Below are 19783 nucleotides of genomic sequence, written 5' to 3'. Positions count from 1 at the left end.
CGGGCGGAGTGCAGGGCGCGCGCGGGGACGCACGGTTTGCGCGTGGCCCGTTCTCCGGGCGCCGGCGGATCTCCGGTGAGCCGCGGCGCGCAGGTCGCAATCCGCCGGCTTCCCAGGGGCGCTCCGCGTGGCCCGGGCTTTGCGAGCGCGGACGGAAGCGCCATGCCCATCAGTGCTCTTGTCATCACCCTTGCCGACGAACCCAGCGCGCGTGAGCGCGCGTGTCGCTCGCTCGCCGGAGAGACCGCGCTCTCGCTCGGGCCTCCCTCCGGCTCCCGGCTACCCGCGGTCGCCGAGACGGAGTCGCTGCTCGAGGGGGCAGAGCTCCTGGAGCGGGTGCTCCTCATCGACGGTGTGGACTTCGTCGATCTCGTATCGGTCGACTTCACGGATCTGGAGGCGTGATGGAGCGCCGTGACGTGCTGAAGTACGCCGCGATGGGCGCGGCGACCGTGGCCGCGAGCCGGCTCGCGCTGGGCAAGGACGGGGTCGCCGCCGCCGAGGCGGCGCCCGCGGCGCGCGTCGCCTCCGACGTGGTGTGGAACAAGGCGCCGTGCAGGTTCTGCGGCACCGGCTGTCACGTGCAGGTGGGCGTGAAGGGGGGCCGGGTGGTCGCGGTCGCGGGCGACCAGAGCGCCGACGTCAACAAGGGCCTGCTCTGCGTGAAGGGGTACCACGTCGGCCTCGCCCTCTACGGCAAGGACCGCCTGACGAGGCCGCTCCTCCGCAAGAACGGCAAGCTCGAGCCGATCGGCTGGGACGAGGCCATCGAGATCATCGCCAGGCGCGCGATGCAGAACCCGGCCGGCTTCGCGCTGTACGGCAGCGGTCAGTGGACGATCCCCGAGGGGTATGCCGCGAACAAGCTCGTGAAGGCGGGGATCGCGAACAACCAGATCGACCCGAACGCGCGCCTCTGCATGGCGTCGGCGGTGACGGGCTTCCTCTCGACCTACGGCGTGGACGAGCCGGCCGGCTGCTACGAGGACCTGGACAGGTGCGATGTCCTGATCATGTGGGGGAACAACCCCGCCGAGATGCACCCCGTGCTCTTCTCGCGCGTCGTCGACCGGCGCTCGCGCGGCGAGCAGGTGCTCCTCATCGATCTCACGACGCGGCGCACGCGCACCTCGGCGTTCTGCCAGCACACGCTCTATTTCAAGCCGAACACCGATCTTGCGATCGCGAACGGCATCGCGCACCTGCTCGTCGAGCGCGGGACGTTCGACCGGACGTTCGTCGAGAAATTCTGCAACTTCCGCCAGCGGACCGAGCCGGCGACCCTCGACGGGCGGCCGATGAGCTTCGAGGAGTACAGGAAGGCCCTCGCCGAGTACACGCCGGAGCGGGTGGAGGCGATCTCGGGGGTCGCCGCGAAGGACATCCGGATGCTGGCGGATCTCTTCGGGCGCCGCGACCTGCGGATCACGAGCCTCTGGTGCATGGGGATGAACCAGCACACCCGCGGCACGGCGATCAACGATCTGGTGCACGGCGTTCACCTGCTCAGCGGCCATTTCGGCAAGCCCGGCGACGCCCCGACCAGCCTGACCGGCCAGCCGTCGGCCTGCGGCACGGTGCGCGAGGTCGGCACCCTCGCCCACGGGCTCCCTGGCGGCCTCGTCGTCACGAACGGCGAGCACCGGCAGAAGGCGGAGCACCTCTGGAACCTGCCCGAGGGGCGGATCAACCCGAAGCCCGGCTACCACACGGTCGACCTGTGGAAGCGCTTCTCGACGCCGAAGGAGCAGGGAGGCGACATCGACACCATCTGGGTGATGGTGACCAATCCAGGCCAGTCGCTGCCGAACACGAACGAGCTCTTCGACGCGAGCCGCAAGATCCCCGGCAAGTTCCTCATCGTGTCCGACGTCTACCCGACGGCCACGGTGCGCGCCGCGGATCTCGTCCTGCCCTCGGCCATGTGGGTCGAGAAGAACGGGATGTTCGGCAACTCCGAGCGGCGCACGCAGCAGTGGTTCAAGATGGTCGATCCGCCCGGCGAGGCGCGGGACGATGGATGGCAGATCATCGCCGTGGCGCGCAAGCTCCACGACATGGGCTTCGCCGGGATGAAGGACAAGGACGGGCGTTTCCTGTTCGACATCCGGAAGGACGGCAAGGAGGTGCCGGTCTGGGACTACAGGCACTATCACGACGTCAACGTCGACGAGCACCTCTTCGAGGAGTACCGCAAGTTCACCCGCTACAAGCACAAGGACCTCGCGCCTTACCGCGAGTACGTGAAGGCGCGGGGCCTGCGCTGGCCCGTGGTCGAGCAGCCCGACGGCTCGTGGCGGGAGACGCGGTTTCGCTTCTCGCGGTTCGACGATCCCTACGCCACGAAGGACGAGATCCAGTTCTACCACTCGGTGACCAGGGACGACCGGGCGCTCATCTGGTTTCACCCCTACGAGCCGCCGCCCGAGTCGCCCGACGCCGACTATCCCTTCTGGCTGTGCACGGGCCGCGTGCTCGAGCACTGGCACACGGGCTCGCTCACCATGAGGATACCCCAGCTCCAGCGGGCGATGCCGCAGTCGTACCTGGAGATGAACCGCGAGGACGCGCGGAAGCTCGGGGTCGGCGACGGCGAGGTCGTGATCCTGGAGAGCCGGCGCGGCGCGCTCGAGCTGCCGGTCTGGATCGAGGGTCGTGGCGCGCCCCCGCCCGGCACGGTGTTCGTACCCTTCTTCGATGAGACGGTCATGGTGAACCGCGCGACGCTGGAGGCGCACGATCCGCTCTCGAAGCAGCCGGACTACAAGAAGTGCGCGGTCCGGATCCGGCGCAAGCCGCAGGGCAGGAAGGGAGAGGCGCGATGATGAGCGCCCGCAGCCTGCACGTCGGCCTCGCGGCCGTCGTCGCCATCACCGCGGTGGGCTTCTTCTCGGGGGTCCGCGGCACGGATCAGGGGGTGGCGGCGCTGCGCGGTGATTCGCCGCCGCCCGCCGCGAGCGTCGAGGCGCGCAGCTATGCCGACATGCGCGAGCGCGCGCACGGCCCGAACGCGGGCATGTACGAGGGCGCCTTCGCCCGGCTGGAGGCGGCGCACGACGGCCTTTACGCGCCGGTGGAGCAGTCCGAGGCCGACCGCGACGCGGCGCTCGATCGGCGCGCCACCCGCCGCGCCTACGACGGCGCGCCGCCGACGATCCCGCATCGCATCGAGCAGCTCGGCGCCCCGGATTGCCTGTCGTGCCACGAGAGCGGGCTGCGGGTCGCGAACCTCACCGCGCCCAGGATGAGCCACCGGCGGTACGAGAGCTGCACGCAGTGCCATGTGGTCGGCGATGACCCGAGGCCGCTCGCGGAGACGCCGCCGGCGCCCGACAACAGCTTCGCGGGCCTGGCCTCGCCGCGGCGAGGCGCGCGCGCCTACGAGGGCGCGCCGCCGACGATCCCGCACCCGACGCTGATGCGCTCGGAGTGCGCGAGCTGCCACGGTGTCCACGGCGCGCTCGGCATGCGCTCGACCCACCCGTACCGGCAGAGCTGCACGCAGTGCCATGCTCCCTCGGCCGAGCTGGATCAGCGCGCGCCGACGCCTCTCTCGGCGTGGCCCGCGCCGGGCCTGGGAGCGGACAGGCCATGATCGCCGAGCGGCCGAGGATGCGCCGGCGGGATCTGTTCCGGATCTTCTCGCCGAGAGCCGAGGCGCCGCCGACGGCGGCCGTTGCGGCCGTTGCGCCCGCGGCGGCCGTTGCGCCGGCGCCGGCGGCGGCCTTCTCGCTCGACGCGTTCTATGCGCAGCGGGCGGGCTCCGGGGCGGTCACCGGGGAGACGATTCCCACCTTCGGGATCACCGCGCCCGCCGAGGCGCCCGCGCCGTCGTCACGACGGGGAGGGGCGGGGTGCGCGCTGCCGCCCGGCGCTGTCCCGCGGCTCCTGCCGCACGCCTGCATCGCGCTCGAGTCGTTCTGCTCGGTGTGCGTGGAGCGCTGTCCGGCCGAGGGCGCGCTGGTGATGGAGCTCGGGCGACCGAAGCTCGACGAGGAGAGGTGCACCGGCTGCGGCCGTTGCGTCGAGGTCTGTCCCGCGCCGGTGCGCGCCTTCTCCGTCGTTCCGCGTGCCTTGCAACAGGGAGCTATGCGCCATGCTTGAGACGGAGATCGGTCCCGAGATCCCGCTGCCGCCCTTGCAGGAGGCGGTGCTCGATGAGGCGACCCTCGACCAGCTCTTCCTCGACATCGCGGCGGCCGCGGAGCGCGTCTCGGTGTCGCTCAAGGCGGGCGCGACGGCCCGCGCCGGAGACCTCCCGCGGGCCGGGAGCGGGGGCGACGAGCTCGCCGTCGCTCGTCGCGCGCTCGGCGACGGGACGGCGCTCGGCGTGCAGATCCGCTATCGCTTCGCGGGCTCGGCGTGGTGCGACACGCTGCTCCGGCTGCCCTCCGGCGTGCGCCTCGTGCGCGTCCGGATCGAGGATGCTCTCGGGTAGTTCGTTGCGCCGGCGCGGCTCCGTGGGGTGAGAAGAGGAAGAGAATCAACCACAGAGGCACAGAGGGCACAGAGGAGAGAAGAGAAAGAGGGAGAGATCTGCGCTCTGTGATGGTCTGTTCTCATGGGCAGAGGCAGGGAAGCCTGTCCTGCGGGCGTCGCTCGGCTCCGCCTCAGAGGCCGACGGTGGCGCGGAAGAACTGGCCCTCTCCCTCGATGGCGTAGCTCCCCGAGGCGAACGGGACGAAGATGGAGCCGCCCTGGCGCAGATCGCGGGCGACGCCGCGCGCATCGGTCAGCGACGCCCGTCCGCGGGTGCACAGCACGATCTCCGGGCCGCGGCGGTCGACCGCCCTCCAGGTCGACGCGGCGTCGAGCTCGATGCGGGAGAGCAGGAACTCCGGCGCGGGGGTGTCGTAGAACAGCTCTGCGCCGACCCGGCGCGGCACGACGGGATCGACGCGCCACGGGGAGAAGTCGAGGACGCGCACGAGCTCGTCGACGTCGACGTGCTTCGGCGTGAGCCCGCCGCGGAGCACGTTGTCGGAGCTCGCCATGATCTCGATACCGACCCCGCGCACATAGGCGTGCAGCCGGCGCGGGGGCAGGTACAGCGCCTCGCCCGGCTCGAGGTGAACGTCGTTGAGCAGGAGCGCGATCACGACGCCGATGTCGCCCGGGTAGAGCTCGTGCAGGCGGAGCGCCCAGCCGCAGGCCCGCGCGAGCCAGCCGCCCGCCTGCGCGCGCGCCCGGCACGCCTCGACGACCGAGGAGACGACCTCCCGCCGCGCCGCCGGAGCGAGGGCGAGGAGGCCCTGGAAGAGCCGCGCGACGGCGGCCGCGTCGACCGGCCCGGCGCCGCGCGGGACGAGCGCGTCGGCCGGACCTCCGGAGAGGAGCGCGAAGACCTCCGGCAGGGCGGCGGCCGGACGGAAGCCGCAGAGCGCGTCGAACGGGGTGAGCGCGCAGATGAGCTCGGGCTTGTGGTGCGGGTCGCGGTAGGTGCGCTCGGGGGCGTCGATGGGAATGCCGGCCGCGTTCTCCGCGTCGAACCCGCGCCGCGCCTGCGCCTCGTCCGGGTGCGCCTGCAGCGACAGGGGCTGGTCGGCCGCGAGCACCTTGAGCAGGAAGGGGAGCCGCGCGCCGAAGCGATCGACCGTCGGCCCGCCCAGAAAGGCGTCCGCGCTGCGGGCGATGGCGTCGATGAGGCGCTCTCGGTTGCCGTCGAGCTCGATGCTCGACGAGGCCGCCGGGTGGGCTCCCATCCAGAGCTCCGCTTGCGGCTTATCGGAGGGGCCCTGTCCGAGCAGCGTCGCGATGGCCTCTCGCGAGCCCCAGGCGTACTCCTGAACACGGTTCTCGAGCGAAAACATGGGCGGCTCCTGTGAGGCCCACCCTACAGGAGGGCTCCGGGAAAGTCAGCGATCGAGCGCGTGGGCGATGCCGCTCTCCAGCGTCGCCCGCGTGACGATGCTGGAGAGATCGGCGCCGAGCTCGACCAGCGTCTGGGCGATCTTCGGCTGGATGCCCGTGAGGATCACTGTCGCGCCGAGCAGCTTCACCGCCTGGGCCGTCCTGAGCAGCGCGTTCGCGACCTCGGTGTCCACGACGGGCACGCCCGTGATGTCGAGGATCACCTTGCCTGCCTCGTGGGTGACGATGCCGGTGAGCAGCGTCTCCAGGACGCGCTGCGCGCGGCGCTGGTCGACATTGCCGATCAGCGGCATGACGATGACGCCCTTCGCGATCGGCATGAGCGGCGTGGAGAGGGCGCGCAGGCTCATCTCCTGGGCGCGGATGATCTCGGCCTGGAGCAGCCGGTTCTCCTCCTCGGCTCGCCTGGAGCTGCTGATGTCGGTCGAGATGCCGCAGATGCCCTGGAGCTCCCCGTTCGCGTCCCTGAGCGCGAACTTGATCACGGCGAAGTGGCGGAGCTGCCCGTCAGGCAGGACGGCGCTCTCCTCCCACTCGATCGTGCGGCCCGTGGTCAAGGCCTCGGAATCGGAGGCGAGGAACGTATCCGCGCGCTCTCTCGGGAAGAGCTCATGATCGGTCTTCCCGGCGATCTGGTCCCACGTGAGGCCTGTCCAGCGCAGGAAGTACCCGTTGGCCAGGATGTAGCGTCCCTCGGTGTCCTTGACGAAGAACATCATGGGCGCGGCCTCGACGACCGCGCGGAGCAGGTCGACGGCCTGGCGCATGGCGTGCTCGCGGCGCTGCTCCCCGTCGGCGTCGGGGCACGCGGCGCGCTGCGGCGATGCAGGCAGCGAGCTGGGATCAGGCTCACGCCGCGCGAGCGCCTGCCGCAGCTCGGCGAGCTCGCGGCGGAGCTGCTCGTTCTGCACTCTCAGGGGCTCGTCGTCGCGCTGCAGAGCGTCCCGGGGTGTATCGTCCTCAGCCATGCTCAGCTCGCCTCGCATCGTATGCTCCGCTGGCCGCTTCGGCCCCCTTCCGGAACGGGCGGGCGAATCGACACGCACGTAAGCGCGTCGTGCAGATACTGTCAAGGCTGTTCCCTCCGCGGCAGCCGGGCGCGTTGCGCGCGGTCGAGCGATGCGCGCGACGGTGAAGCGGCAGAGGCTGCGGCGCCGGGGAACGCACGGACGGCGTAGTTGGCCACGATGGATCGGCTGTCCGCCGTGCTCCGCAACGCGGGCGCGCAGGGGACGATATTCGTTCTTCCCGCTTCACGCTGGGTGAGTATTCCAGGGAGCACCGCACGTGCCGAGGTGGCGGGCCTCGGGATCGTGGGGCCGCTCCAGACCCAGGAGTGACGAGATGCGGTCCCTTCGCGCGTCCCTCATGGGCGGCGGCAGGATGGGGATGATCGGTGAGGACGTCCTGGTGGGGGAAGCAGAGGGGCTCGGCGGACGAGAAGGCGACGTTCGGGATCGAGCCGCTCGGCGTCCGAGGCGGCGCGCGGCTCCGGCTTTACGCGATCCAGCGAGCGCTCTAGGCTCGCCGCATGATGACGACGAAGGACGACGCGAGGTTCACGCCCATCCTTGCGAGGCTGCGCGACGCCGTGCTGGCCTACCCCGAGGCGGTGGAGGAGTTTCCCTGGGGCGACCGCGTCGCCAAGGTGCGCGGGAAGATCTTCGTCTTCCTCAACACCCACGAGGGGAAGCTCACGGTGACCGCCAAGCTCCCCGAGTCGGGCGAGGCCGCGCTCATGCTGCCGTTCGCGGAGCCGACCGGGTACAACCTCGGCAAGAGCGGGTGGGTGACAGCGCGCTTCGGCCCGAAGGACAAGGTGCCCGAGGCGATGCTGCTCGAGTGGATCGAGGAGAGCTACCGCGCGGTGGCGCCGAAGCGAGCGCTGCAGTCGCTGGACGGCGCGGCCGCGGGGGCGAGGAAGAAGGGGGCAAGGAAGACAGGCGCGGCGAAGGCGGCGAAGACAGGCGCGGCGAAGGTCGCGGCGGTGGAGAAGAAGGGCGCGGCGAAGGTCGCGGCGGTGGAGAAGAAGGGCGCGGCGAAGGTCGCGGCGGTGGAGAAGAAGGGCGCGGCGAAGGTCGCGGCGGCGGGGAAGAAGGGCGCGGCGAAGGTCGCGGCGGTGGAGAAGAAGGGCGCGGCGAAGGCTGCGGCGGGGAAGACAGGCGCGGTGAAGGCCGCGGCGGGGAAGACAGGCGCGGCGAAGGCTGCGAAGGCGGGGAAGACAGGCGCGGCGAAGGCCGTGGCGGTGGAGAAGAAGGGCGCGGCGAAGGCCGTGGCGGTGGAGAAGAAGGGCGCGGCGAAGGCCGTGGCGGTGGAGAAGAAGGGCGCGGCGAAGGCCGCGGCGGCGGGGAAGAAGGGCGCGGCGAAGGTCGCGGCGGTGGAGAAGAAGGGCGCGGCGAAGGCCGCGGCGGCGGGCAAGACAGGCGCGGCGAAGGTCGCGGCGGCGGGCAAGACAGGCGCGGCGAAGGCGGCGGCGGGGAAGACAGGCGCGGCAAATGGCGTGACGGCAAATGCCGCGGCGGCGGGGAAGAAGGGCGCGGCCAAGCGCGCCGAGGTGAGCAAGGGAGTAGTGAGGGCCGCGGCGGAGAAGAAGGAGACGGCCGTCAAGAAGGCGCCGCTGGTGAAGCCCGCAGCACCGGGGAAGAAGGCAGCGCCGGTGCAGCGAACGCAGCCCGCCCGGAAGCGGGGTTAGCGGAGCGCTCTCGCGCGCCCACGCCTGCTCGCACACGGAACGACATCGATGCGGCAAAGCGACCAATCCAGGGAAGCGTCATCCGCTTCGCGAGGGCCTGCTGTCGGGCGCCCGACGCCGCGCTGGCGCCGGCTGCGGGCCGTCGTGCTCGCGAGCGCCGCGCTCTACCTCCTCGGGGTCGCCGTGGTCTGGCTCGCCTTGCCCCGCCTGGGTGACCGGTGGTGGCCAGCGACGCTCTTCCTGTTCGGCCCGCGCCAGGTCATCGCGCTGCCTCTGCTCGTGATCGTGCCCGCCGCGCTGCTCGTGCAGCGCCGCGCGCTCGTCCTGGCGGCCCTGGCGTCCGCGATCGTGGTCTGGCCCATCCTGGGGTTCACGGTCTCGCTCCGGGCCCTCGTCGGCGGGGCGGAGCGCGGTGATCTGCGGGTCGCCTCGTTCAACACGGCGAGCCGCCCCCTGACCATGGATCGACTCAAGGGCTTCGTGGCCGAGACCCGGCCCGATGTGCTCGCGCTGCAGGAGTGCGCGACGCCCGAGCCGGAGCTGACAGCGGCCTTTCCAGGGTGGTTCGTCCACGTCGACCGCGGGATGTGCCTGCTGAGCCGGCATCGACTTCTCGAGGTAGAATCCCGGGATCGGCGCGATGTGTGGAATGCAGGAGGCCACGGCGCCATCCTCCGTTACACGATCGCGCTGCCGGACCGCGCGACCGCTGCCGCGCCGGCCGGCTCGCCCGGTCCGGGCGCCGCCGCAGCGCCGGGCGCGCAGGATGCGCCGCAGCGAGCCGAGCACGCGCCCCCCGGGACGCGCGCCTTCAGCCTGCTCAACCTGCATCTGGAGACGCCCCGCGACGCGATCGAGGCGCTGATCCACGGCCTGTGGAAGCAAGCCGCGGAGCACGACCGGGTGATCGCGCTGCGCGCGTGGGAGTCCGAGCTGGCGAGGCAGTGGGTGGACGAGGCGCCTTATCCGGCCATCATCGTCGGCGATCTCAACATGCCTGTCGACAGCGCCATTTACCGCCGCTTCTGGGCGGGCTTCGAGAACGCGTTCTCGCGCGCCGGGCTCGGGTTCGGCGCGACGAAGCGGACGCGCTGGTTCGGCATTCGCATCGACCACGTGCTCGCCGGTCCGGGCTGGACGACCGAGCGCGCGTGGATCGGCCCGGAGCTCGGCTCGGATCACCTCCCCATCCTCGCCGACCTGCGCTGGACCGGTGGCGGGCCTGGGGGAGACCCCCAGCGCTAGAGTCCATCTATAAATCTTCAGTCCTGCCATCGCGGCCACTGGCGGCGGCACGACCTGACGGCGGAGCCGCCCTGTCGCGCTCAGGAGTGACCCCGCCCACATCAACCGTGCAGTCGCGACGCCAACGGCCCCACCCAGCGAGGTCGACTCGGATTTGTGAGCCGTGGCGCCGCGCGAGAGGCACTGTTGCGCGGAGGGCTGCTCCACGGTGCGAGCGCTGGCTCCACAGGGAGGAGCCGCGCGCCGCCATGGCGCGATCCGGCAAAGAGCAACGAGCCAGGAGCAAGGCGTAACGAGCAGAAGCGTCTGTCCCGCGTCGCGCCTGACGCGATGTAGGAGCATCAGGGGCCTCCGTGGGGCGCTGCCTGACGTCCGAGATGCCCAGAGAAAAATTCACCTCGATCGCATATCATGGGGAGTTGAAAATCACGTTTCGAGACCTGACAGGAGTGTGTTACTAGTTCTATATGCTTCTTTCCCCGCTCCCGGAGGGCGTCTCCGGGGTTGCGGGTGTCGTCGGCGTTACTTGGCCAGGAACTGGTCGCGAGTCGGTACCTTACGTTCGGCTCCCGCGATGCTCGCCACCTGCGGCCTCACCGGCCCGTTGACTGGTCCCGGGCGTCCGGGCCTGCTCGGCCCCGTGGAGGCCAGAAGAGCGCAGCGCGAGGGACTGTCTTGCTCCGACTCACCAGAGCTCCTGGCGTTCCCTGGGAGGACGAGATGAAGAGCTTGCTTTGGGGGATGGTTGCGGATTCAGGCTTCCGGTTCGGGCTGTGCGTCGCCGCGGTGCAGGCGGCCATGCTGTGCAGCTGCGTGGCGTCGTCGGAGGACGCGGGGCAGGGCGAGGTGATCGAGAGCGAGCTCACGGACGAGGAGGCGTTCGCGGCGAGCACGAGGCCGGTGGACGCGCACGGCCGGCTCCAGATCGTGGGCAAAGAGCTGAGGAACCAGCACAACGTGCCGGTCCAGCTCAAGGGCATGAGCCTGTTCTGGAGCCAGTGGGGCGGCGCGTTCTACAACGCGAGCGTCGTCAACTCGATCGCTGACAGCTGGGGCGCGACCGTCGTGCGCGCCGCGATGGGCGTCGAGTCGGGCGGGTACCTCACGAACCCGACGGCCGAGAAGAACAGGGTGAAGGCCGTCGTCGACGCGGCGATCGCCAGGGGCATCTACGTGATCATCGACTGGCACGACCACAGCGCCCAGGATCACAAGGCGCAGGCCCAGGACTTCTTCCGGGAAATGGCGACGACCTACGGGAGCCGGCCCAACGTCCTGTTCGAGATCTACAACGAGCCGGACGGCGAGCCCTGGAGCACGATCAAGCCCTACGCGACCGACGTGATCCGCACGATCCGCGGCGCGGGCTCGAACAACGTGATCATCGTCGGCACGCCGACCTGGTCGCAGGACGTGGACATCGCCGCCAACGACCCGATCACCGGGTTCACGAACATCGCGTACACGCTGCACTTCTACGCCAACACGCACAAGGAGAGCCTGCGCGCCAAGGCGAGGACGGCGATGGACAAGGGCCTGGCCCTGTTCGTGACCGAGTTCGGCACCTGCGACGCCTCGGGGAACACCGGGCTCAACCTCACCGAGTCTCAGACCTGGATGAACTTCCTGAACGCGAACAAGATCAGCTGGGCCAACTGGTCGCTGTTCGACAAGAACGAGACCGCCTCCGCGCTCGTCCCCGGCGCCAGCACCACCGGTAGCTGGCCGGACACGCAGCTCACCGAGTCGGGCAAGTGGGTCAAGGCGAGGATGCTGGAAGGCAGCGGCGGCGCGGGCGGCGGCAGCAGCACGAGCACGAGCAGCAGCACCAGCACCAGCAGCAGCAGCGGGACGGGCGGCAGCGGCGGCGCGGGCGGCAGCGGCGGCGCGGGCGGCGGCGGCGGCGGCACGACCTCGGGCTTTCAGTTCACCGTGTCCCCGAACATCAACCCGTGGTGGATCCAGGTGAAGGTCGTCGAGCCGGGGTACAGCATCACCCGCGTCACCGCGCGGGTGAACACCACCACGCACACCCTCGATCCCAGGCCGTCGTGGGGTGAGGGCGAGTTCGCCATCGGCAAGGAGGTCCCCCCCGGCACGCAGGTGGTCTTCACGGCCACCGACAATCGAGGCGTCTCCGCGAGCTTCAAGTCCGAGCCCTGGCCGAGGTAGCCCCGCGGCTCACGAAACCCTCACTCGACCTTCCTTGTCCCCAACCCGGTAGGCCCCCGGAGAGGGTATTCTCGGCGCGGGGTGGGGGATGGGCCGATGTCTGAGCCTTCGACATGAGTCATCCGGCTTGCCGGATGACTCATGTCGAAGGCGAGTTCGGCGGGGCCCCCACCCCGCGCGGAGCTCACCCTCTCCGGGGGCCGGGCCCCTCGGCCGCTCAGCGCCGGGCGGCCGGCCCGGCCGCGGAAATGGGCCCGCCCACCGCGGTGCGCAGCTCGGCCAGCGCCGTCCGGTAGTCGCGCACGAGGCGAAGGAGCTTGACGCGCGCGGCGTCACGACGCTCTTCGAGGCTCAGCGCCTCCAGCACATCGATCTTCCGGCTGTCGAGCGCGCGCGCGACCTCGACCCCGGCGCGCTCGGCGGCCGGGAGCGCGCGGGCCCTGAACTCCTCGACCAGCGCCCCCGCCGCGCGCGCCTCCCGGAGCCGATCGCGCACCTCCCGCGCGACCCGCTGGACCTCCGCGGCGAGCGTGCGCTCGGCCGCGACGGCGTCCGCGTCCGCGGCCTCGATCGCGCTCGAGTGCGTGTCGAAGAGCGGCAGCTCGATCCCCGCCTCGAACGTCCAGCCGAGCGGGTCGCGCGTGGCGGGCGTGAACTCGTAGCCGACCTCGATGAACGAGAGCCACGGCCAGCGCAGCGCGCGCGCGAGCGAGCCCTCCGCGCCCGCGGCGTCGACCTCGGCGGCCGCGAGCGCGATCTCCGGGCGGCTCCGCAGCGCCGCCTCGACCAGCGCGTCCTCGGGCAGGAGCGCGACGAGCGGCGCCGACCCGAGCGGCTCGCCGACGAGGCGCACCGGCGCGTCCGGGTCGAGCCCGACGCGCTCGAGCAGCGCCCCGAGCGCGGCCCGGCGGCGCGCGCGCGGCTCGGCGCTCTCCTCCGTGGCCACCGCGGCCGCCAGCGCCGCCATCGCCTCGTCGACGGCCGTCCCGTGCGCGGCGCCGACCAGCGCTCGCTGCTCGTCCGCGAGCTTCCGGCGCGTCGCGGCGACAGCGTCGAGCGCCTCGATCTCGGCGTCGATCAGCAGCACGTCGTCGAACAGCCAGCGGACCTCGGCCTCGAGCTCGAGCTCCGCGGTCCGCGTCTCCGCGCGCGCGACGGCCACGTCCGCGCGCGCGGCGTCCGCGGTCGCGCCGGCCTCGCCGGGCCTGGGCGGACGCACGCGGACGCCTGCGCTGATGCGCGGCTCGTGGTCGAGATACTGATCGAGGCGGATCTGCGAGACGCGGATCTCCGGGTTCCGGTAGGTGCCCGCCGACTCGGCGTCGACGCGCGCCCGGGCCGCGACCTCGCGCGCGCTCATCGCCGCGACCGTCCCGCTCCGTTGCTTCGCCATCGCCACCGCGTCGTCCACGGTGAGCTCGCGCGGCGCGGCCCCGCGCGCGGCCGCGCGGCTTGCGCTCGCGCGGGCGCTCGCCTCCGCCTTCCCCGCGCGGTACAGCGCGACCGCCCGGTCGCCCGCCTCGAGGTGCGCCGGCCCGGCGCACGCCGCGAGCGAGAGGCACGCCAGGGTCGTCAGCGCGGACAGCGCCCGAGCGCCGCTCAGCCCTGCCACGGCAGCTCCAGGAACGAGGGCACCTCGGCGCCTGCGTCGAACACCACGATCAGGTTGCCGGACGACAGCGAGAGCGAGATCCCCTCCGGCTTCAGGCCCGGGAAGCGCCGCACGAGCAGGGGCGAGAGGGCGCCGGCCTGGGGGCGCGGGACGCGGAAGAGCGCCCCCGCGTCGCCGTCGGCGGTGGACGGCGTCGACGTGATCGCAAGCGAGCCGTCCGGGAGGAAGCACAGATCGGAGATCCCGCCCGGCGTGGGCGCGCCGCCGAGCTCGACGTCGACGCGCGCGCGCGCCCACAGCGAGAGCCCGGCGCCCTCGAGCCGCTTCGCGTCGAAGAGCGCGCGCGGCGCGTCGAGCTTCCAGAGGAGCGCGTTGCCCTGCGCGTCGAGCGGCGACTTGAGCCCGAAGTAGAGCGCGCCGTCCCGGTAGGCCATGCCCTCGATCTCGAGCGGGCGCGTGCCGCCCGGCAGCCCGAGCCCCGCGAGGACCGCGGGGCCCGCCGCGTCGAGCAGCTCCGCGAGGTGCACCTCGCCGTCGACGCGGAAGCCCCGGCCGTCCGGCTTCAGCCGGAGCAGCGCGGTGCGCGCCGTCTTGCGCTTGCCCTTCGCGCTGTAGCCCTGCGACGAGAGCAGGTACACGTCGCCGCCGTCGCCCGCCGTGATCGACTCGATGTCGACGAGCTGCTTCACGCCGGTCACCGGCACCGGCTCCGGGGCGACGGCGCCGGCGGCGGACATCGCGAACAGCCAGGGCGCGCCCTCGTCGTCCTCGTCCTTGTGGCCCGTGTCGTCGCTGACGAGCAGGTACCGCCCCTCCGCGGGGCGGGGCAGGACGCCGGACGGCTCGAAGCGCGTCCGCTGCCGCAGCGCGGCCGGGACCGCCATGCGGAGCGCCTCGGCGCCGGCGCGCTGCGCCGCCGCGGGCACGACCGGCGACGCCGACGCCGCGGGGGCGCCCGGCGCGGCCTGCGCGACGGGCACGGCGGGCAAGCCCGGCGCGGCGGGCATCCCCGGCGCGGCGGGCGCCGTCGAGCGCTCGAAGGTGACCTCGAAGGCCTGTCCGGCGAGCAGATCGACCGGGTGATCGAGCGCGATCTGGACGTCGCGGCCCCACGCCGGGAGGTTCAGCGAGGCCCAGCAGCGCGTCGGCAGCTCGAGCACCACCGGGCCGACCGTGACGGCCCTGCCGATGAGCGGCGCCCCGCTCCGGCCGCGCACCCAGGCCTTCGCGACGTCGCCCGCCTGGACATCGAGCGCCGCGCGCTCCGGGACGCAGGCGACGATCCGGCCCCGCGAGCTGACGATCTCGACGATCGGATCGCCCGGCACGGCCACGTCGCCCGGCCGCTTGCGGATCGCGGCGACGCGGCCGGCGTGCGCCGCGCGCAGCACGGTCTGGGAGCGCAGCATCTCGAGCTGCTCGATCTCCCGCCTCGCCACCGCGAGATCCGCCTCGATCTTCGCCGTCTGCGGGCCCGCCTGCTCGCGGAGCTTCCTCCGGCGATCCTCGGCCGCCGCGATCTGCGAGCGCAGGAGCTGGATGGTGCGCGGCTTCTCGCGCGCGATCGCCGCGACGCCGGCGCGCTGCACGTCGAGCGAGCCGAGGTCGTCGATGCTCGCCTGCCGGTCCTCGACCATCCGCTTCACCCGGGAGATCTCGCCGGCCAGCACCTCGCCCTCGGCGCTCGCGCGGCGCTGCTCCTCGACCTCCCGCGCGAGATCGCGCTGCAGCCCCTCGACGTTCGCCGCGATCTCCTCCTCGAGCCGCGCGACCTCCGCGGGGATCATCGCCTGGAGGCGCGCCTCCTCGGCGCGCGCCAGCGCGAGCTCCGCGTCGACCGAGCCGCTCTCGAGCGTGACGATCACCTGACCCGGCGCCACCTCGGCCCCGATCTCGACGTCGATCGACCTCACGCGCCCGGCCTCGACCGCGGCGATCGCCTCGATGTCGGACTGCGCGAACGCGACGATGCCGCCGCTCGGCCCGGTGGAGAAGTAGAGCCAGGCCGCGAGGCCGAGGGTGCCCGCCATCGTCAGCGTGGGGACGGCGGAGGAGATCGCGGATCGAGTTCGCCCGGAGATGTTCATCAGAGGTCCAGCGTCGGTTCCTGGAGCATCAAGCTCACGTCCTCCACCCCGGGCACGCCCTGCAGGCTGGTCACGAGGCGGACGCGCAGATCGGGGTGGTGCACGCTGATCTGGTAGGCGTGCTCCATGACGGTGCCCTGCGCGGCCTCGCGCAGGGTCACGAGGGAGAAGCTGCGGCAGTGATCGCGGAGGATGGTCGTGATCGTGCCGGAGATGTCCGCGCCCGCCTGCCCGGCCGGCGCGACGAACCGGAGCAGCCCATCCGGCTGCTTGCGCGATCCGTAGCCGGTCACGTGGAGCAGCAGCGACGCGCCGGCGAACATCCCCGCCCCCGCGATCGCCGCGCCGTAGGCCTGCGCGCCGCTCGCCATGCCGATCGCGAGCGACGCGAAGACGAACACGACGTCGCGCGGATCGCGCATCGTGGTGCGGAACCGGATCGCCGAGACGCCCCCCGCGATCCCGATGCCCGCGGCGATGTTGTTGCCGACGGCGAGCATCAGCGTGCACGTGATGATGCTGCCCATCGCCATGCTCTGGACGACGGTCCGCGAGTACGAGAGGCCGCGGAACGTGAGCATGTAGACGCCGGCGATGCCCTGCGTGAGCCCGAACGCGACCAGGAGGGCGATGAGCGCCTTGCGCCACTCGACGGCCCCGCCGTGCGAGAGCGTCGCCAGCATGTCCATCACAGCTGCAGCCCTCCCTCGAGCCGGGCCGAGCGCACCTCCGGCAGCGTGAGCTGCGCGGTGACGCCGTAGCAGTACTTGGAGAACGAGCGCCGGACGAGCTCGAGGCGCCGCACGAGCGCCACCATCCACGCGGGCGGCCTGCGCTCGAACTTGAGCTCGAGGACACAGACCGGCTCGTACGTCGACGTCTGCACGGGGTGGTCGACGGGGCGCCACCCCCCGCGGAGGGGCGCCTCGAGATCCAGCTTCTCCCGGCGCTGGCACACGATCTTCCGGTCGAACGTCAGGCGCGCGTAGCGGTCGATCGTGCTCTCGTAGGCCTCGCGCTCGTAGTCGACGAGCAGCCTGGGCTTCAGGTCGTGGCGGTGGACCGCGGTGATGAACTTCTCCGCGCCCTTCCGCACGTGGGGCGGGAGCTTGTCGAGCACGGCGGGGCTGCCGCTCGTGAGCAGCTCTTGCCAGCCGTCCGCCGACACCGACGCGCGCGACTTGATGATCACATCCTGGACGCGGCGCTTCACCTCGAGGAAGACCGGGCTGTTCTTCCCGGGGTAGGTGCGCACCCGCACCTTGAAGCGATCCCGCTGCTCGCGGTCGTTAGCCCAGTAGAGATCGAACCCGGTCGTGTCGAGGTAGAGCGACCGGATGCGGTACACGCCGCGCTCGTCCGCGTACCGGTCCCGCCGGCCGACCGCGCAGGCCGTCGCGCGGATCTCCGCGACGAGCCGCTCGGGCACCAGGTACTTGAACTCGTATCGTTCGATGAGGTCCAAGAACGCCGCCCTCCTCGAGCGCGAAGGCGAGGCCCGCGGCGGCGCGGGCCTCGATGGTAAAAAGGCAAACTCGCGGCGCCGCCGCGAGCGTCACAAAATTGTTACTGTACAACAGTGATAATGACACAAATAACGCCGAGCGCCGCAAGCGGAATTCATCGCAAGACCCCGAGATCTCCGCGCTTTCCCTGTGGATTTCATTCGACGCGCACAGTTACAGCGCCAGCGCTGGCGAGGCGCTCAGCGGGGCTCGGGCTGGCGCTGGCGCTGGCGCTGGCGCTGCTCGTGTCGGGCTGCCAGGGCTCGGGTCCGCCGGCGCCCCTGCGGACCTCCGGCTGCCCTCGTTGCGGCGCGGTCGCGCGGGTCGGCGACCTGCCGAAGGGCGATCTCGACGAGTGCTCGGGCCTGGTCGCGGGCGTGGCGCACCCGGACGCCCTTTATCTCCACAACGATTCCGGCGACGGCCCTCGCTTCTTCGCGATCGGGCTCGACGGCGCGCTGCGGGCGGAGATCGAGGTGGCCGGCGCGGCCGCGGTCGACTGGGAGGACGCCGCGCGGGGCCCGTGCAGCGACGGTGGGGGGAGCTGTCTGTTCTTCGGCGATATCGGGGACAACGACCGCGAGCGCGATCGCTATGCGCTCTACGAGGTGAAGGAGCCCGACGCGCTCGGTGGAGCGCCGCGCTCGCTGACCGCGGAGGTGATCCCGTTCGCGTACCCCGACGGGAGCGACAACTCGGAGACGCTGCTCGTCCACCCCATCACCGGGGCGATCACCGTGGTGACGAAGGTCAAGAAGAAGGGCGCGGCGGGCGTCTACGAGCTGCCGGCGAGGCCCGCCGCCGGCGCCACCGCGACGCTCGTCCGGGCGGGCTCGGTCGAGGCGCCCGCGGGGAATCCGAGCTTCACGGGGGGCGACGTGCACCCGGACGGCACCGGCGTGCTGCTCCGCACCTATACGCACGTGTTCTTTTATCCGATGACGCCGGACCAGACGGTGGCGGAGGCGCTGGCCGGAATGCCGTGCGACATGCCGGTGGCCGACGAGGAGCAGGGCGAAGCGATCGCGTGGCTGCCCGGCGGATGGGACTACGTGACGATCGGCGAGGGGGGCGAGGCGCCGATCCACCGCGTCTCCTGCGAGGCGCCCTGAGCGCCGCCGCGCCGGGCGCGGAGCCGCGGGCGGCCGCCGGCGGAGGCGGGCACGCGCGCGAAGCACGTCAGTTCTTCCTGTCACAGGCGCGCAGCCGGCCGACTCGGTCCCTCCGGCCTGATTCGCGCTCATCTCGTCGAACTCGAGTCGTCCGTTGATCCCGATGCCGCTGACGTAGGGCACAGGGACACACGCCGTCTGCGCCGTCGCCGGTGTGCATGGTAAGGAACCGGCTCCTGTGATAATATTTGCTATGACTGTAATCTATGCCTCACGTCGCGCGCGCATGGTGTTGCTGAGCCTGGCGCTCCTTGGCTGCGGCGACAGCGAGGACGACGGCAAGACCAGCGGAGACCCCGGCGCCACGAGCAGCGGCGCCGGCGGGAGCGGGGGTGACGGCGGGGGCGGCGGCGGCCCAGCCGCGATCGATCCGCGCGTCGAGGCCTGTTTGCGGATCAACGCATGTGACGCGGACGGCGGGACGCCGGTGGGACTCCATGCTTGCCTGGGCCACGCGCTCGACGAGCGGTGGGCGTGGGCGACCGTCGGTCCGAGGCGGCTCGGCCTCGCGGCCATGCAGTGCAAGCTCGCGGCGACCGACTGCGCCGGCGTCCGCGCGTGTACGCCGGCGGCCGGGGGCTTCGCCGCGGCGTGCAGCGAGAAGGCCGGCTCCGACCTGTGCGAGGGCGATACGTGGGTGTTCTGCGACGACCTTGGCGCGCCGATCGCCGCGATGGACTGCGCGGCGGTCGGGCTCTCCTGCATGTCCGACTTCGTCGCCGGATGCGGGGCCGAGCCGTGCGACTACGCCACCACGCCGTCGGCGTGCGATCCCGAGGACAAGGACGTGCTCATCGAGTGCAGCGCGGCCGGCTTCCTGACCCGGGTCCACTGTCCGAGCCAGTACAACCTGGTGCGGGTGAACGGCCGTGAGGGGGACGAGGTCTTCGCGATCGCGGGGGAGACCTGCGGCCACGACGAGCAGCGCGGCGCGCTCGGCTGCGTGGGCACGGGCGAGGCGTGCGGCTTCTTCTCCCAGCGGTGCGACGGCGCGGTGCTCGAGACCTGCGCGGGCGGGAAGCTGGGCCGCCGCGACTGCGCCGCCGAGCAGCCGGAAGGCCAGGGCTGCGGCTTCATCCAGAGCGGGCAGCTCGCCGGCGCGGCCTCGTGCGGGTTCGTCGGCGGCGCGTGCGATCTCGGCGGCGACGAGGCGTGCGACGGCGCGGTCCTCCGGTTCTGCGACGGGGGGACGCCGGCGGCGATCGACTGCCGGGCCGCGGGCTACACCGGCTGCGCCGCGGCCGAGCAGGGCGGGCGCACGGTCGCTTACTGCACGCCGTGATCCGGGCCACGGAGGTGCGGTGATCGCGCATCTCGGATTTCTTGAAGAGCGACGGGAGCGCTGTGCGATGGTGGCTCCCCTCGCCGTCCGTGCGAAGGGAACAGCCCTGATGACGGAGCGGTGCTGTACGCTCTCTCGACCCGAT

17 protein-coding genes are annotated in these 19783 nt (G+C 72.0%); 11 read left to right on the top strand and 6 right to left on the bottom strand.

All coding sequences use genetic code 11. The features are described 5' to 3' along the window. Positions 1-162: 162 nt before the first annotated feature. From WME76_RS20780 to WME76_RS20760, 5 genes are read left to right on the top strand one after another with little or no spacing between them, the layout of a single operon-like run. A complete protein-coding gene (locus tag WME76_RS20780; protein WP_437961811.1) occupies positions 163-405 on the top strand; it encodes a hypothetical protein in 243 nt (80 codons plus the stop codon). Next, positions 405-2825: a molybdopterin-dependent oxidoreductase gene (locus WME76_RS20775; RefSeq protein WP_437962134.1), complete on the top strand. Its 2421-nt coding sequence runs from the start codon at positions 405-407 to the stop codon at positions 2823-2825. The genes WME76_RS20780 and WME76_RS20775 overlap by 1 nt, the downstream gene beginning before the upstream one ends. Beyond that, positions 2822-3595: a diheme cytochrome c precursor gene (locus WME76_RS20770; protein ID WP_437961810.1), complete on the top strand. Its 774-nt coding sequence runs from the start codon at positions 2822-2824 to the stop codon at positions 3593-3595. The genes WME76_RS20775 and WME76_RS20770 overlap by 4 nt, the downstream gene beginning before the upstream one ends. After that, positions 3592-4104 carry a 4Fe-4S dicluster domain-containing protein gene (locus WME76_RS20765; protein ID WP_437961809.1) on the top strand — a complete coding sequence of 171 codons (513 nt, stop codon included), beginning with the start codon at positions 3592-3594 and terminating at the stop codon, positions 4102-4104. Before WME76_RS20770 ends, WME76_RS20765 begins: the two co-directional genes overlap by 4 nt. Further along, positions 4097-4438, top strand: a complete 342-nt coding sequence (locus tag WME76_RS20760) for a hypothetical protein (RefSeq protein ID WP_437283956.1) — start codon at positions 4097-4099, stop codon at positions 4436-4438. The genes WME76_RS20765 and WME76_RS20760 overlap by 8 nt, the downstream gene beginning before the upstream one ends. A gap of 172 nt (positions 4439-4610) precedes the next feature. Here WME76_RS20760 and manA read toward each other — a convergent pair whose 3' ends face one another. Both manA and WME76_RS20750 read right to left on the bottom strand, forming a co-directional pair. After that, complete coding sequence (gene manA, locus WME76_RS20755) at positions 4611-5810, bottom strand: mannose-6-phosphate isomerase, class I (RefSeq protein ID WP_437961808.1); 1200 nt, start codon at positions 5808-5810, stop codon at positions 4611-4613. 45 nt (positions 5811-5855) lie between these two features. Beyond that, the gene (locus WME76_RS20750; protein ID WP_437961807.1) at positions 5856-6839 is read right to left on the bottom strand and encodes a PAS domain-containing protein; all 984 of its coding nucleotides are present in this window, start codon (positions 6837-6839) and stop codon (positions 5856-5858) included. Between the two features lie 428 nt (positions 6840-7267). On the opposite strand from WME76_RS20750, the gene WME76_RS20745 reads away from it, so the two are divergent. The 4 genes from WME76_RS20745 (at position 7268) to WME76_RS20730 (ending at position 11980) form a co-directional block, all read left to right on the top strand. Further along, positions 7268-7393, top strand: coding sequence for a hypothetical protein (locus WME76_RS20745; protein WP_437961806.1), 126 nt, complete (start codon positions 7268-7270; stop codon positions 7391-7393). Between the two features lie 9 nt (positions 7394-7402). Further along, entirely contained in the window at positions 7403-8563 is a 1161-nt protein-coding gene (locus WME76_RS20740; protein WP_437961805.1) for an MmcQ/YjbR family DNA-binding protein, read from the top strand. Positions 8564-8707: 144 nt separating this feature from the next. Continuing rightward, positions 8708-9808 carry an endonuclease/exonuclease/phosphatase family protein gene (locus WME76_RS20735; protein WP_437961804.1) on the top strand — a complete coding sequence of 367 codons (1101 nt, stop codon included), beginning with the start codon at positions 8708-8710 and terminating at the stop codon, positions 9806-9808. A 741-nt stretch (positions 9809-10549) separates the two neighbouring features. Beyond that, positions 10550-11980 carry a glycoside hydrolase family 5 protein gene (locus tag WME76_RS20730; RefSeq protein WP_437961803.1) on the top strand — a complete coding sequence of 477 codons (1431 nt, stop codon included), beginning with the start codon at positions 10550-10552 and terminating at the stop codon, positions 11978-11980. Between the two features lie 217 nt (positions 11981-12197). On the opposite strand, the gene WME76_RS20725 is transcribed toward WME76_RS20730, so the two are convergent. Genes WME76_RS20725 through WME76_RS20710 form a run of 4 tightly spaced genes read right to left on the bottom strand, consistent with a single transcriptional unit; the run spans position 12198 to position 17144 of the window. Next, complete coding sequence (locus WME76_RS20725) at positions 12198-13592, bottom strand: TolC family protein (protein WP_437961802.1); 1395 nt, start codon at positions 13590-13592, stop codon at positions 12198-12200. Beyond that, positions 13580-15679: an HlyD family secretion protein gene (locus tag WME76_RS20720; protein ID WP_437961801.1), complete on the bottom strand. Its 2100-nt coding sequence runs from the start codon at positions 15677-15679 to the stop codon at positions 13580-13582. Before WME76_RS20720 ends, WME76_RS20725 begins: the two co-directional genes overlap by 13 nt. Then, entirely contained in the window at positions 15679-16368 is a 690-nt protein-coding gene (locus tag WME76_RS20715) for a DUF4956 domain-containing protein (protein WP_433937794.1), read from the bottom strand. Before WME76_RS20715 ends, WME76_RS20720 begins: the two co-directional genes overlap by 1 nt. Next, positions 16368-17144, bottom strand: a complete 777-nt coding sequence (locus tag WME76_RS20710; RefSeq protein WP_437961800.1) for a VTC domain-containing protein — start codon at positions 17142-17144, stop codon at positions 16368-16370. Before WME76_RS20710 ends, WME76_RS20715 begins: the two co-directional genes overlap by 1 nt. Positions 17145-17429: 285 nt before the next feature. On the opposite strand from WME76_RS20710, the gene WME76_RS20705 reads away from it, so the two are divergent. After that, entirely contained in the window at positions 17430-18296 is an 867-nt protein-coding gene (locus WME76_RS20705) for a hypothetical protein (RefSeq protein ID WP_437961799.1), read from the top strand. 253 nt (positions 18297-18549) lie between these two features. Continuing rightward, on the top strand, positions 18550-19638 hold the full coding sequence (locus WME76_RS20700; RefSeq protein WP_437961798.1) for a hypothetical protein: 1089 nt from the start codon (positions 18550-18552) through the stop codon (positions 19636-19638). Positions 19639-19783: the final 145 nt, after the last annotated feature.

The organism is Sorangium sp. So ce119 (assembly GCF_051524405.1).
GTDB lineage: Bacteria > Myxococcota_A > Polyangia > Polyangiales > Polyangiaceae > Sorangium > Sorangium cellulosum_G.
This window is presented reverse-complemented; position numbering and strand designations above follow the sequence as displayed.

Coding starts and splice junctions, on each gene's coding strand:
- WME76_RS20780 (WP_437961811.1), top strand. CDS start 163: ATGCCCATCAGTGCTCTTGTCATCACCCTTGCCGACGAACCCAGCGCG.
- WME76_RS20775 (WP_437962134.1), top strand. CDS start 405: ATGGAGCGCCGTGACGTGCTGAAGTACGCCGCGATGGGCGCGGCGACC.
- WME76_RS20770 (WP_437961810.1), top strand. CDS start 2,822: ATGATGAGCGCCCGCAGCCTGCACGTCGGCCTCGCGGCCGTCGTCGCC.
- WME76_RS20765 (WP_437961809.1), top strand. CDS start 3,592: ATGATCGCCGAGCGGCCGAGGATGCGCCGGCGGGATCTGTTCCGGATC.
- WME76_RS20760 (WP_437283956.1), top strand. CDS start 4,097: ATGCTTGAGACGGAGATCGGTCCCGAGATCCCGCTGCCGCCCTTGCAG.
- manA (WP_437961808.1), bottom strand. CDS start 5,810: ATGTTTTCGCTCGAGAACCGTGTTCAGGAGTACGCCTGGGGCTCGCGA.
- WME76_RS20750 (WP_437961807.1), bottom strand. CDS start 6,839: ATGGCTGAGGACGATACACCCCGGGACGCTCTGCAGCGCGACGACGAG.
- WME76_RS20740 (WP_437961805.1), top strand. CDS start 7,403: ATGATGACGACGAAGGACGACGCGAGGTTCACGCCCATCCTTGCGAGG.
- WME76_RS20730 (WP_437961803.1), top strand. CDS start 10,550: ATGGTTGCGGATTCAGGCTTCCGGTTCGGGCTGTGCGTCGCCGCGGTG.
- WME76_RS20720 (WP_437961801.1), bottom strand. CDS start 15,679: ATGAACATCTCCGGGCGAACTCGATCCGCGATCTCCTCCGCCGTCCCC.
- WME76_RS20715 (WP_433937794.1), bottom strand. CDS start 16,368: ATGGACATGCTGGCGACGCTCTCGCACGGCGGGGCCGTCGAGTGGCGC.
- WME76_RS20700 (WP_437961798.1), top strand. CDS start 18,550: ATGACTGTAATCTATGCCTCACGTCGCGCGCGCATGGTGTTGCTGAGC.